Below are 14,496 nucleotides of genomic sequence, written 5' to 3'. Positions count from 1 at the left end.
TTTATGGAACCTATACATATATTATTAGTTGAAGACAATGAAGGTGATATTTTTCTGACTACAGAAGCATTACAGGAAAGCAGAATTGCCAACGAACTGAGTACAGTACGAGATGGTTGGGAAGCAATGCAGTTTTTAGAGAAAAAAGGAAATTATATATCTGCCCCAACACCAGATTTGATATTATTAGATGTAAATCTGCCTAAAATGAACGGGCATGAAGTATTAGTTGCAGTAAAATCGAATGAAAATATTAAGCATATACCGGTTATTATGCTTACTACTTCTTCATCCGAAAAAGATATTTTTCAATCCTATAAAAACTATGTAAACTGTTATATTACAAAACCCATCGATGTCAGCGATTTTCTGAAAGTTGTTACCTCTATTGAAAATTTCTGGGTGTCGATTGTTACTTTGCCTAAAGCCCTCATGAATTAAATGACAGTATTTACGAAACAACTCAATATTCTGGTAGTAGAAGATAATGCCGGAGACTATTTTCTGATAGAAGAATATCTATCAGAAGAAGCGTTTCCGCATTGTATTTACCATGTCAGAACATTAGTTGAGATGAAAGCAAAACTGCTGACGGGCATTGTTTTTGACGTAATTTTGCTTGACCTTACTCTGCCTGATGGGAGTGGGGAAATGCTTGTGAAGGAAGCATTGGGTATTGCTGATGAGATACCCGTTATAGTGCTCACAGGCTATGCAGATAAAGACTTTGGTGTCAGAAGCTTATCGTTGGGTATAGCAGATTATCTCTTGAAAGACGAGTTGAATGCATCTTTGCTTACCAAAAGTACCCTTTATAGTATTGAACGGCGCAAGATAAATATATCAATGAGGGAATCAGAGAAAAAGTATAAAGAACTTTTTCATCTGAATCCCGTTTCTATGTGGGTCTATGAAATCAATACCTTACAATTTTTAGATGTCAATCAGGCAGCTATCGAGCATTATGGTTATTCGAAGGAGGAATTTCTGAAAATGAATATTTTACAGATTCGCCCGAAAGAGAATATTCCGGAAGTGATAGAGGCGATTCATGAAATCAGGAATCACGGAAAAGGTAGTAGGAAAATCTGGCGACATCTGAAGAAAAACGGAGAACAGATTTATGTAGAAATTGAAGGAAATCTGATTGAGTTTGCTGGCAAGAAAGCTCGTTTGATATTAGCGACTGATATAACTGAAAAACTGGAAGTTGAAAACGCACTCAAAATAAGTGAACAGCGATTCAGAGCTTTGGTGCAAGATGGAGCAGATTTAATGACCATTATAGATAGAAATGGCAATTTCAGATATATAAGCCCTAACCACGAAACTATTATGGGTTATGAGCCCGCCGAATTGCTCTATCGGAATGTGTACGATTATATTCATAAGGATGATATAGAGCGTATGCAAAAAACTACTAACGGACTTAATTATCATAAGAGTGTTAGCATAGCTCCTTACCGTTTCAGGCATGGCAATGGTAAACTGGTATGGTTAGAAACAACCATTACTAATATGCTCAATGATCCTGCTATTGAAGGCATTGTGACGAATTCGAGAGATATAGGAAAGCGAATAGAATACGAAACAAAGCTTAAACAAACCAATGAACGTTATGAAGCCGTGGCGCAGGCTACAAGCGATGCCGTTTGGGATTGTGATTTGAGAACCAAAAGAACCTTTATATCGGGTAATGGCTATCAGAAACTTTTCGGGTATCCTTTTGTCAACGAATACCTGGATATGAATTTCTGGGAAAATCATTTGCATCCGGAAGATAAAAAGCGGGCTACTCAAATGCTTGCTGATGCTCTTGACCATTCAAAAAACCAGTGTTCCTCTGAGTACCGCTTCCTTAAAGCCGATGGCGAATATGCATACGTGAATGACAGGGCATTTATCATCTATGAAAACAATGAGCCTATCAGGATTTTAGGAGCGATGCAGGACATCACAACCCGAAAATATCAGGAGACCATTCTGGCTATTGAAAAGGGAATATATGCCCTGAATGCCACCGAAGGGATTTCTTTAGACATTATTTTAGAAAAACTGATAGATGATATAGAAGATTTAATTCCTGACTCATTGTGTTCAATTGTGCAATTGAAGGATGGAAAAACCATGCATCATTTAGCAGGAGATGCGCTTCCGGTTAAATACATAATGAGTATTGATGGATTGGAAATCGGCCCGGCAGTAGGTTCTTGTGGAACGGCCATGTATCTGGCCAAACCTGTAATTGTAACAGATATTACAAATGACTCACTCTGGAATAGTTTTCGCTATCTGGCCAAAGAGCATTATTTTAATGCTTGTTGGTCGATACCTATTAAAAGGAGTGACGGAGAGGTAATCGGTAGCTTTGCCACATATTATTCTGGCAAGAAATCACCTAAACCACATGAAATCAGTTTTATTGAACGTGCTGCTAATCTGGTAGGAGTATTGCTTGAAAACAGAGAAGCAAGTGAGAAAGTAAAACAATCAAATGAGCGATATGATATTGTGATGAAAGCCACAAGTGATACTATCTGGGATCTGGATATCATCAAAGATAAAATCATCTATAATAAAGGTATTAATAAAGTTTTTGGATATTCATCAGACTACTTAGAGGTCAATAATGTACAGGATTGGTGGAAGAGAATTATACATCCAGAAGATCTGAGAAAAGTAACTGATACCCTCAATGAAATTTTCGAAAAACGACAACCAAATATTCAGGTGGAGTATCGATTCAGATGTGCTGATGGTTCATATAAATATGTATTGGATAGAGGGTTTATTATTGTAGATGGTGACCATAATCCAGTCAGAATTATTGGAGCCATGCAGGATATCACACGCCAGAAAGAAGAAGAAAATCGATTGAAGTTGCTGGAGTCAGTAATTACAAATGCAACTGATGCAGTGTTGATAACTGATGCCGAACCAATTGGTGAGCCAGGCCCTGTGATAGTTTACGTGAATGATTCTTTTACAAAAATGACAGGGTATAGCCGTGAAGAGGTATTGGGCAAAACTCCACGATTGCTGCGAGGCAAAAATACAAGCAGAGAAGAATTAGATAAATTGAGAGCTGCACTAAACAATTGGGAGCATTGCGAGTTAGAATTAATAAACTATAAAAAGAATGGTGAGGAGTTCTGGGTAAATATTTCTATTTCACCAATGTCTGACAGCACAGGTCATTATACTCATTGGATCGCCATCCAGAGAGATATAACCGAACGAAAAAACAGGGAGATTGAAACAGAACAGTTAATAAAAGAATTAAATAACAGTAATGAAGACCTACGGCATTTCTCATATATTACCTCCCATAATTTTAAAGCGCCATTATCTAATTTGATTGGGCTACTGAATATTATTGACGATATACCGATTGAAAATCCGATATTAAGTCAGATTATTCAGGGATTCAGAACTTCGACACACTTGTTAAATGATACTATTAATGATCTGGTGAAAATTCTTATCATCAGAGATAGTGATTCAATTGAGCAGAAGCATATATCATTCGAGCGAATCATGAATCAAGTCATTACACAGGTCGAAAATCTGGTAGTGGAATCAGAGGCAAGAATAATCACAGATTTTGAAAGTGCGCCTTCAGTAGTTTTTAATGAAACTTATCTGGAAAGCATCCTGCTCAATTTATTGACGAATGCCATCAAGTACAGATCTTATTCAAGGCCACTTGGTATATGGGTAAGCACAATATATAAAGGAGAATTTGCTATATTGACTTTTGAGGACAATGGTATCGGGGTAGATTTAGAAAGACATAGAGAAAAAATATTTGGTTTATATCAGAAATTCCATGACAGACCCAATAGCAAAGGAATGGGGTTATATTTAATCAGGTCACAACTCGAAAGCCTCGGAGGAAGCATAGATGTTGAAAGTACAGTTGATGTTGGAACCAAATTCATTCTAAAATTTAAATTACGCAATGATAAAAAAACTACTTTGCATTGATGACGACGTAACTACATTGATGCTCATTAAAATGGTGACTGAAAAAGCCTCTTTTGCCAAAGAAGTAGTAACAGCTATGAGCGGCAAGGAAGCTTTGGAATATTACAACAATTTGCTGAATGATTCTGCAGATATGAAGGCGGATTATCCGGGATTGATTTTTCTGGATTTAAATATGCCAATTATGAACGGCTGGGAATTTCTGGATGAGTTTGTAAACAATCTTTTGCCGCAATTTCCTGATACTAAAGTGGTAATTCTTTCGTCTTCAGCTAATCCGGTGGATAAAGAAAAGGCCAAGCAGTATCCCATTATTATAGGTTATATAGCCAAACCTATTACAGCCGACTTGTTGAAGATGTTAGTAAAGAAATAATGAATTTGCTAAATTTGGAGCAAATAACCAGAATCAGGCCAAAGCCTTGATAATCCAAAAGCAGAATGCAGATTTTCTACACCATCGAAGAAACACAATATTATCTCAAGATTCAACAAAAAGCAGGGAAAACTATTGGTTTTGTACCCACTATGGGTGCTTTGCATAACGGACATATTTCTTTGATTGAAACATCAAAAAAGGAAAATGACCTGACGGTTTGTAGTATTTTTGTCAATCCCACACAATTCAATAATCCGGAGGATTTGAAAAAATACCCAAGGACATTAGACAAAGACAGTGAAATGCTGGCCGCTGCAAAATGTGATGTGGTTTTTGCACCTTCTGCCGAAGAGATGTATCCGGCTCTACCCAAGCTCAAATTTGATTTTGATACGCTTGAAACGGTGATGGAAGGAAAATTCCGTCCGGGGCATTTCAATGGGGTTGGAATTGTTGTTTCAAAGCTCTTTCATATTGTAAAACCGGACCATGCCTATTTCGGCTTGAAAGACCTGCAACAAGTAGCAGTTATACGTCAGATGGTGAGTGACTTAAGTTTTGACCTGAAAATTGTCCCTTGTCCAACTCTGCGCGAAGCTGATGGATTGGCTATGTCATCACGCAATATGAGGTTATCTGCTGCAGATCGTGCTTTAGCACCACATATTCATCAATTGTTAATATTAGCCAAAGAGAAATTGCAAATCGGAAAATCTTCTGCTGATACACAGGCTTTTGCTGCTGAATACTTCAAAAACTATCCTGAATTTGAGCTGGAGTACCTTGAAATCGCAGATTTTGATACGTTAAATCCCATAAGCCAAGCAAACAAATCCGGCAAAACAGCTATATGTATTGCAGCGTTTTTAGGCGGTGTAAGGCTGATTGATAATATAGTTTTCTGAGAAAATTAATCTTCAGGGAATGGTACAAAAATGAATCCCGCAAATTCATTTTCAATCACAAAAAGGCAGCAGTATTCTTCAGGATTCTTATAGTTTTCTTTGAATAATTCTATAGATTCTTCACCAATCAACTGTCGTTGAACAAATTCGTCCAGAAAAGAAGCTTTGTAGTCAAATTTGGTGCTGAAATCTGTACGGCTGAATAATAATTGTCCTACTTCCACAGGTGTTTTAGTAACTACAAAAATCGGATTTTCAGAAAACCCACGTTTGCGAATCTGATAAGAGGCTTCTTTCAGGTGGTCGGCCACTATTACGAAATCTTCCGATACCCGACCCATTATTTTCTTATCTAATTCCGGAGAATTAGCATCATCTAAAATTGTATTTTCGTTTGAATGATTGATCATGTGTTTTAAGAATTGAGTGAATTGGTGATTGTTTTAATTGCGAATTAGCGAATGGTGAATTAGTGAATAATTGTTTTGTAGCCTTTCTTTAATTGCCACGATGTACACAATGGTACGCTATGCGGCACAATTATTCACTAAGTCAAAATTCACTGTTTTTACATCCTCGCTGCAATCAGCAGGCCTAAATCTTTATATCTTAAATTAAATCTTTGAGCTATTGGGAGGTTGGTTAAGCTACCTTTATAACAATAGACTCCTTTAGTAAACCATTGTTTGGCAAAAATCATTTCCTCAATGCCGCCAATTGTGCCGGTTTTTAATAAAAAGGGTGCAAATACATTGCTTAGGGCGATACTTGCTGTATGTGCCACGCGAGAAGCAATATTGGGTACACAATAGTGTGTTACACCATATTTCTGGAATGTAGGTTGTTTATGCGTCGTCATTTCAGAGGTTTCAAAACAACCTCCCTGGTCGATAGACACATCAATGATGATTGAGTTTTTCTTCATACGTGAGACCATCTCCTCTGTTACAACCATAGGCGTTAGTCCATCTTCTGCTCGCATAGCACCAATCACTACATCTGCTCTTTCCAACTCTTTCGAAAGTGTTTCGGAATCAATAATCGAGGTGTAAATCTGCTGCCCGATCGTATATTTGATGCGTTGCAGACGATAAATATGCTGGTCGAAAACCTTTATTTCAGCTCCTAAGGCATGGGCGGCTCTGGCGGCATATTCACCTACAGTTCCAGCACCTAAAATCACTACTTTGGTAGGAGGGACCCCTGTAATTCCACCTAATATAATTCCTCTCCCATTATGCACACTGCTTAATAATTCGGCGGCTACAAGCATAACGGTATTTCCAGCTATCTCACTCATGGCTCTGATAATTGGGAGGCCGCCAACTTTATCCTGTATTAATTCAAATGCAATACCCGTGGTTCTTTTCTCATTAAGCCTTTCAAAATATTTTCTATCAAGATTCGGTACATTAAGCGTTGAAATAACTGTCTGGTCGTTTTTCAAATAACCGATTTCTTTTTCTACCAATGGCTCTACTTTCAGAATCACATCGGCTTCAAAAACTTCTTCGGGTGTATAAACCAACTTTGCTCCGGCTTCGCTATAATCATTGTCCGAAAACTTGGCACCGTCTCCGGCTCCTTTTTCAATCGTTACTTCGTGCCCATTCCGTACCAGTAAACTCACCGCTTCGGGCGTTAGGGCAATCCGGCTTTCTTGCAGAGAAACTTCTTTTGGCAAACCGATAAAAAGGCTTTTTTTACCTTTTTTTACCATTGCCGGAGACTCTTGGGGATAAAGTACAGATTGACTATGTGCTAATTCAGAAACAGATTGACCTGTCATAGGTTAGTAACTTTTATGGTAATTGATTAGAAACTTTTGAGTTAATCTTTTATGAATCAAAATAAGCTCAGCAGCGCACCGCTCATTTTGATTCATAAAATTTAACCCAAACAGTTGCTAAGCTTTGGATTAATTTAAAGTCAAATTTCGGCTATTTTGGTCAATAACTTCTATTTGAATCGTATAACAATTTTCAGGCAAAAGAGATTCTATTTTTTCTGCCCATTCGAGAAGACAAATATTGCCTGAATCAAAATATTCCTCAATTCCGAAGTCGAGCGCTTCAGATTCACGTTTCAAACGATAAAAATCAAAATGATAAATAGTTTCCCCGTCAGTTGTCAGATATTCATTCACAATCGAGAAAGTCGGGCTTTGCACCGCACTTAATACACCTAATTCTTTACATAGGGCTTTAATTAAAGTAGTTTTGCCGGCACCCATTTCTCCGGCAAATATCCAGATAGTTTTATCCTCTGCCTGCCTGATAATTTTCTTCGCAATCTCTTCTAAATCTTTGAGATTATAAATCATTTTTCGTCCATTTTTCTGATTCTATTGCAAAAATCGCATAAATCCTTAGAATATTTCCAATCTCCATCCAATAAATAAATTTCGTAAAAAAAATCCTCTTTTTCTTTGCTAGAATTATGTTTTTGTCTTGTTTTTTCAAGAACTTTGTTAGACGAAAGATGTGGCAGCAAAACCTACCTTCGTATTATCCTTTTTTGTCTATTTTAATCTATGTTCCAGGATCGTAAACAGATTATCCTAAGCTTTTTTTTTATTGTTTGCGGAGTTTACCTCCTGCGGCTGCTGTATCTGCAAGTGATTGATGACCGTTATCATACGGTCGGTTCTACAAATGCTATCAAAAAAGAAGTTCAGATTCCTTTGAGAGGACAGATATACGACCGCAATGGCAAATTGCTGGTTGCTAATGTGGATGTTTATGATATGTATGTAACGCCTTACAAGGTTAAGGAAATAGACACAACCATGTTTTGCAGCCTGTTCGGGATAACCAAAGGTTATTTCGATAGTACCATGAATGTTGCCAAAACTTATTCACGCAATAGAGCTTCTTTGTTTTTAAGACAATTATCGAAGGAAGATTATGCGCGGGTATCGGATGCGATGGTGCATTTTCCGGGCTTTAATTTTGAATTATCGTTTTTTCGTACTTATCCAGCCCGAACGATGGCTAATGCCTTGGGTTATATCGGAGAAATCAGTAAAAAAGCGTACGAGGCACAGACAGTTGAGTATTATAGGAGTGGTGATTATATAGGCATTACAGGCCTGGAGAAACAATACGAAATGGAGTTGCGGGGTAGAAGAGGGGTGAAGTTTTCGATGATGAATGTAAAGGGCGAGAACAAAGGCTCTTATGCCAGTGGAGAATATGATACTTTGGCAGTAATTGGAAAAAACCTTTTTACAACAGTTGATGTAGAAGTACAACAATTAGCCGATAGCCTTTTTCAAGGGAAAACAGGCTGTGCTGTAGCGATTGAACCTAAAACTGGAGAGATTCTGGCGATGGGCTCATATCCTTACTATGACCCTAATGCATTATCGGGTAAACAGTTTGCCAAGAATTTTAAAGAGCTTTATAAAAATCCTGATAAACCATTGAATGACCGCGTAGCAACGGGCTTCTTTCGGCCGGGTTCTACTTTCAAATTGGTTCAGGCTTTAGTGGCCTTGGAAATGGGCGCAATTGAGCCATCAACGGCTTTTCCTCTGGGAGGCGCACCTGTAAAATGCCATAGCCATCCTGGAGCGCCGAATGATTTACATAATGCGGTTCGATTCTCGTGTAATCCTTATTTTTATAATGTTTTCCGCAAGACGATGTCTATGGGAAGTGAGACCAATCCATTCAAAGAAGCGCCTATTATGCTTACTAAATGGCATGAAATGACTGCTAAATTTGGATATGGGCAAAAACTGGGAATCGACTTACCCTCAGAATCAGCAGGTTTACTGCCTAGTGTGAAATATTATGACAAACGCTACGGTAAACAACAGTGGAAGTTCTCTAATATTTATTCGTTAAGTATTGGTGAAGGAGAGGTTTCTATCAATATGTTGAAAATGGCAAATCTGGCCGCAACCATTGCAAACAGAGGCTATTGGATTACCCCACATTTGGTAAAAGGCATTGGACAAAATTCGCATGGGATCAATGAGTCATTGAAAGAAGTTCATCAGACAGATATTAACCCAATCCATTTTGAATCGATTGTGGGCGGGATGCAGGATGCTGTTGAGCGTGGTACAGTGGGTGGCGGTGCCGGAATTGTAGAAGGCATTGCAATTTGTGGCAAAACAGGTACTTCACAAAATAAACACGGGAAAGATAATTCGATATTTATTGCTTTTGCGCCTCGTGAGAATCCGAAAATTGCGATTGCCGTAATGGTACAGAATGCAGGTTTTGGCGGAACTTATGCGGCACCTATTGCTACGCTCATGATTGAGAAATATCTGAAGCGCAAAGTAGAGCGATTAGCATTGAAAGAAAGGATAATGAATACAAGTATTAAAACAGTGGAAGCAATGGCTGCAAAAGGATATGAACCACCTGTGAATAAACCTACAGAGCCTGCTAAACCAGCCAAAGTGCCAGAAAGTCCGCAGAAAGATGCACCGAAATCAGTAAAAGCAGAATTTATAACACCAAAAGAAAAACTTATCGCAGCAAAAAGCACCAAGTAATATGGCACGTGACATTGATATTAGAGAAGGAATTGACTGGACAACCGTATGGCTCTACGCGGCCCTGGTATTTTTTGGCTGGTTGAATATTTATGCGGCAGTGTATAATCCGGAGAATCCGATTGAGATTGTATCGCTTTCGCACAATGCGGGTAGACAGCTGATATTTATCTGCGCCTCGTTTTTATTGATTCTAATAATCCTGTTTGTAGATTATAAGGTCTATGATTCGTTTGCCTATATATTTTATGGAATCATTATACTAGTGCTGATAGGAACGATATTCGCCGCCACCGAGATTAAAGGTTCTCGATCGTGGATTAAGGTGGGAACGTTTTCATTTCAGCCTGCGGAGTTTTCCAAAGTATTTACTGCCTTGGCGCTGGCCAGGTATTTAAGTACACAGAACGTAAATATTTCCAGATTCCGTGATGCTTTTGTGGCTGGAGTTATGGTGTTTTTACCCCCAGTTATTATCATCCTTCAAAAAGAAACGGGTTCTGCTCTAACTTTTGCAGCTTTTGTTGCGGTATTTTATAGAGAGGGTTTACCTGGTATTTATCCGGCTTTGGGTATCTCATTAGCCATTTTATTTGTCTTTACGCTCTTCTTCCCTAAGCTATATATCATTGCCGGTATTCTGGTCCTTTGTGGATTGTTCTGGTATGTGTTTCTGAAACGTTATGAGCGAACGCAACAGAATATGTTCAGGCTTATTGCTGTATTTGTGATTGCCTCAGTGTTTGTATTTGGTACTGACTTTTTTATCAATAAAGTATTACAACCACACCAACAAAAGCGTATTCAAGTTCTTGTAAATCCTGACTCTGACCCATTAGGGGCAGGTTGGAATGTGACACAATCAAGAATTGCCATTAGTTCTGGGGGTGCAATTGGGAAAGGTTATTTGCAGGGAACGCAAACCAAATTTGACTTTGTACCTGAGCAATCGACTGACTTTATTTTTTGTACAGTAGGTGAGGAGTGGGGCTTTCTTGGAAGTTTGATTGTGATATTAATCTTTGCGGCTCTACTCAACAGGATTATTAATCTGGCAGAAAAGCAGCGAAGCAAATTTGCCCGTATTTATGGCTATTGCGTGGCCTCCATTCTGTTTTTCCACCTATTGGTAAATATTGGTATGACCATTGGTCTGATGCCTGTAATCGGTATTCCGTTGCCATTCCTGAGTTATGGTGGTTCGTCGCTTTGGTCGTTTACTATTTTGTTATTTATCTTTCTGAAATTAGATGCTCATAGGAGTTATAAGGTATAACTGATTGGAATTATTGGAGAACGGAAAATGGAGAAAACAAAAGGTACGTATTTGGTGCGTACCTTTTTCATTTTAAGGGTTTATGCTTTTTTGAAAATTTATTCTGGCTGATAGATTCTTGCATAGTCAACTTCATATTTTATCAGATTATTGACTGGTTTCCCACCGTTTATACCACCTAAGGCCAGGTTCAATAATAGATAATGTCCCTGCAAGAAGCCATTACTTCCATCGGGGTTATTGGTTTCGCTGATGGCTGTTGTATTGAGTAATTCATCATCTAAATAGAGATTGATAGAATCTTTAGTCCAATCCATTCGCCACACATGGAATTTCTTAGGCCAATCTTTGTCTTTGGCTAAAAAGTATTCCAAGGGTATTTTCTGGTCGTCCCACTTGGCTTTGTAGGGAGTTTCTGTTCCCCATGCTGTATTAGCCAAGATGGTGGGTATACCTTTTACCCGATAAAACTCCATAATGTCGATTTCGCCATTCGATGGCCAAGGTTTGCTTATACCTAATGTCCAAATGGCAGGCCATGAACCCATTGCTGTGTCAATACGGGCGCGTACTTCCAGGCGTCCGAACTGGAATTGTTTAAATCCTCTGGTTTGAATGCTGCTTGAGGTATATTCAGAATATTCACGGTTAGTGCGCCAATCGGTGCTTCCTGCTACATATTTAGGGTTTTTGATGGCTTCTTTTCTACCTTCAATCAGTAGAACGCCGTCTTTACAAGTCGCATTATCTGCTTGGTACCATTGTGTTTCCTGATTTCTGACAAAGCCGTTTTCGTAGCGCCAGTTTTGTGGGTCAGGTTTGCCATTGGTATTAAATTCGTCGTTCCAGATTAGTTTCATACCTGCTATTGCTGCAGGTATGGAAAAGTCAGGCTCAAAAGGATTGGATTTTTGTGCATTTGTGTGCAGATAAGATAGCAATGCTAATGCTACCATTGTGAGTTTTTTCATAAAGATTGAAAGGTGAGTTTTAAGTAAAGTTCTCACCTTTTCTTTAGAAAAAACAATTCTATTCATAAATAATATAGGCAGTAACCAATTCAGCTTAAAAGATATTCAATCGTGCGCCAATAAAGCCTCTGATACGTTGCATTGGGGCGTAATTATAGCTTGGGTCAAACTGCTCACTGAATGGTGCATCGGCTCTGAAAATCGGGTATTTCGGCAGGAAATTGGTGAAGTTCTTTAAGCCACCATAAATTTGCAATCCGTTTTTAAAACGCTTTGTAGTCTGAATATTATGAATCCCAAACCATGGCGAATATTCAGGACGGGTATCGCCATATTCACGTACTACGGGCAAACGCATTGGGCTATACACATTTCCTGTTAAATCAAAACTTAACTGAGCTTTTTCAAATGAATAGCTTATGGCATAATTACCTGTAAAATTAGGTGTTTGAATCTGATTGATTCGGATTTCATTGCTTTCTACACGATAAACTTCCATTAAGGTACCCCCGATAAAAGCCTTTAAGCCGGAGGTAAAGGCAAGCTCACTGTTAAAAGCGATACCTTTAGAAATACCGTATCCTTTCAGGTTATCATACACCACTAACTCTGGATCCTGGTCGTAATCAGCTAGTATTTTATTAGAGAAGTACGTATAAAAAGCATTAAACTGAATATTGCCATAGCCTTTGGAGAACGTAAAGAACTTCTGATAGTCCAGATTGGCATTATACGATTTCTCAGGCTTTAAAGCACTTTTGATAACTACCTTTCTGGCACCTGTTAAGGCCGCATGGTCTTCGGAGAAAAGATTGACTACCCGATACCCATTTCCTAGGCTGAAACGGAAGATATTGTCTTTGTCCGGTGAAAATTTCCAGTTGAAACGCGGGGTAAAGATGCCGCCATGTTTAGAATTATAATCGTAACGCAAGCCTAGTAAGAACTTGTTTTTAGTGCCTGCACTGATTTCGTCTTGTACAAATACACCTGGTAACCAGATGCGGTCAGGCGTATTTTTTAGGTCAATTGTTTGAGTAATTGGGGTATTATCATCATAATAGGTATTGCGGATGGTAGCACCTAAAAGTGCATCATGGTTTTTAGCCAGTTTTTTATCCCATAGCAATTGTCCGAAAGCGATTCTTTGCACAGCTAAATATCTGGTAACACCATACACAGAATTCTGATCATGCTGATTGATGGAGAAGTTAATTGTAACTTTCTCAGTTTCGAATGGCAATTGATAATTACCTAGTAGCTCCCAGCGCTTGGTAAAAATAGATTCACCGTATACCTCATCACCTCCGCGATTGCGGCGTTGCCATTGCATTTCTCCACCGAAACGATCTTCGTATACATAGCGTGCTGCCAGATTAAATACACGATTTTGCGGGCGCTGGAACGACCATTTATTGAATAAAGATACTCTGTTTTGCAAGGTAACATCCGTAAAATTATCGTGGTTAATATCTACTCTATTGCCAAATACAAAGTAATTACCTGAGAATAAGGCACTGGCATTGCCGATTTTGGCTTTTACACTGGCATCAAAGTTATTTTCAAGATAGGAAGTTGTATTCCAGTCGAAGTTGAATTTCGGGGCTTTAGTAGGGTTTTTGGTAATGACATTAATCAAGCCTCCAACTGCTTCGGAGCCATAGAGGGTGGAGGCGGGGCCTTTCATGACTTCGATCCGCTCTACCATTGAGTTTGGGATACCACTTAATCCATAAACGGTTGAAAGAGCTGACACAATGGGCATTCCATCAATCAATACCATTGTATAGGGGCCTTCCATACCGTTGATATGAATATCCCCCGTGCTACATACATTACAATTCAATTGGGGACGAACACCATTTACCATCGAAAGTGACTCAAAAAGATTTGGTGTAGGATTCTTTCTGAAAAAGGTGGGATTCAATATCTGAATAGGGGCAGGTGATTCGTTGATGGTTGTTTCTTTCATTGTACCTGTCACCACTACTTCATTCAATTGCGCATTTTCTTCTTCAATTTCAATCAATAAGTTGCTGGTTTTTTCTGCTGAAACATGCACACTTACCATTTTGGTTTTATAGCCTATACTTGTAATCTTGAGCGTTTGCGAGCCATTTGGTGCATTGACAATGACAAATTTGCCTTCTTCATTGGCTTGTGTACCAATAGTGGTATTGGCAATAAAGACACTTGCAAAACTAACGGACTTATCTTTAGAGACAATCGTCCCCTTAATTTCTCCTGCAAGTGCAGGTAATAATCCGTAAATGGTTATATAAATAATAGTAATAAATAATCTTCTCATATTGCCCTAATTTAATTGTGTCTTATTTGGACGATTCAAAATTAGAATGATAAAATTAAATTTCAAAATATTACTAAATATATTTTTAGGTTAACCTAAAAATATAATATTGAGATGGCTAAATTGCTAAGAATTACTTAAGAATATCATGGAAAGC

11 protein-coding genes are annotated in these 14,496 nt (G+C 38.4%); 6 read left to right on the top strand and 5 right to left on the bottom strand.

The annotated features are described in order from the left end of the window. Positions 1-3: 3 nt before the first annotated feature. The 4 genes from ACYVFA_RS21690 to panC all read left to right on the top strand — a co-directional run bounded on the left by ACYVFA_RS21690 (position 4) and on the right by panC (position 5,271). A complete protein-coding gene (locus tag ACYVFA_RS21690) occupies positions 4-441 on the top strand; it encodes a response regulator (protein WP_460473962.1) in 438 nt (145 codons plus the stop codon). Further along, entirely contained in the window at positions 442-3,987 is a 3,546-nt protein-coding gene (locus ACYVFA_RS21685; RefSeq protein ID WP_460473961.1) for a PAS domain S-box protein, read from the top strand. It abuts the gene before it with no gap. Next, positions 3,962-4,363: a response regulator gene (locus ACYVFA_RS21680; RefSeq protein ID WP_460473960.1), complete on the top strand. Its 402-nt coding sequence runs from the start codon at positions 3,962-3,964 to the stop codon at positions 4,361-4,363. The genes ACYVFA_RS21685 and ACYVFA_RS21680 overlap by 26 nt, the downstream gene beginning before the upstream one ends. A gap of 65 nt (positions 4,364-4,428) precedes the next feature. Beyond that, positions 4,429-5,271 (top strand): 4-phosphopantoate--beta-alanine ligase, encoded by an 843-nt coding sequence (gene panC, locus ACYVFA_RS21675; protein WP_460473959.1) that lies wholly within the window; start codon positions 4,429-4,431, stop codon positions 5,269-5,271. 5 nt (positions 5,272-5,276) lie between these two features. On the opposite strand, the gene ACYVFA_RS21670 is transcribed toward panC, so the two are convergent. The 3 genes from ACYVFA_RS21670 to tsaE form a co-directional block, all read right to left on the bottom strand. After that, a complete protein-coding gene (locus ACYVFA_RS21670) occupies positions 5,277-5,681 on the bottom strand; it encodes a hypothetical protein (protein ID WP_460473958.1) in 405 nt (134 codons plus the stop codon). Between the two features lie 158 nt (positions 5,682-5,839). After that, a complete protein-coding gene (locus tag ACYVFA_RS21665) occupies positions 5,840-7,060 on the bottom strand; it encodes an alanine dehydrogenase (RefSeq protein WP_460473957.1) in 1,221 nt (406 codons plus the stop codon). 129 nt (positions 7,061-7,189) lie between these two features. Next, entirely contained in the window at positions 7,190-7,594 is a 405-nt protein-coding gene (gene tsaE, locus ACYVFA_RS21660) for a tRNA (adenosine(37)-N6)-threonylcarbamoyltransferase complex ATPase subunit type 1 TsaE (protein WP_460473956.1), read from the bottom strand. 210 nt (positions 7,595-7,804) lie between these two features. Here tsaE and ACYVFA_RS21655 point away from each other — a divergent pair, with 210 nt between their 5' ends. Further along, entirely contained in the window at positions 7,805-9,784 is a 1,980-nt protein-coding gene (locus ACYVFA_RS21655; RefSeq protein WP_460473955.1) for a penicillin-binding transpeptidase domain-containing protein, read from the top strand. A 1-nt stretch (position 9,785) separates the two neighbouring features. Next, the gene (gene rodA / locus ACYVFA_RS21650) at positions 9,786-11,060 is read left to right on the top strand and encodes a putative peptidoglycan glycosyltransferase FtsW/RodA (protein ID WP_460473954.1); all 1,275 of its coding nucleotides are present in this window, start codon (positions 9,786-9,788) and stop codon (positions 11,058-11,060) included. Positions 11,061-11,158: 98 nt separating this feature from the next. Here rodA and ACYVFA_RS21645 read toward each other — a convergent pair whose 3' ends face one another. Then, entirely contained in the window at positions 11,159-12,031 is an 873-nt protein-coding gene (locus ACYVFA_RS21645) for a glycoside hydrolase family 16 protein (protein WP_460473953.1), read from the bottom strand. 94 nt (positions 12,032-12,125) lie between these two features. Further along, on the bottom strand, positions 12,126-14,339 hold the full coding sequence (locus ACYVFA_RS21640; RefSeq protein ID WP_460473952.1) for a TonB-dependent receptor: 2,214 nt from the start codon (positions 14,337-14,339) through the stop codon (positions 12,126-12,128). Positions 14,340-14,496: the final 157 nt, after the last annotated feature.

The sequence above is a fragment of the Emticicia fontis genome (assembly GCF_054779675.1).
This window is presented reverse-complemented; position numbering and strand designations above follow the sequence as displayed.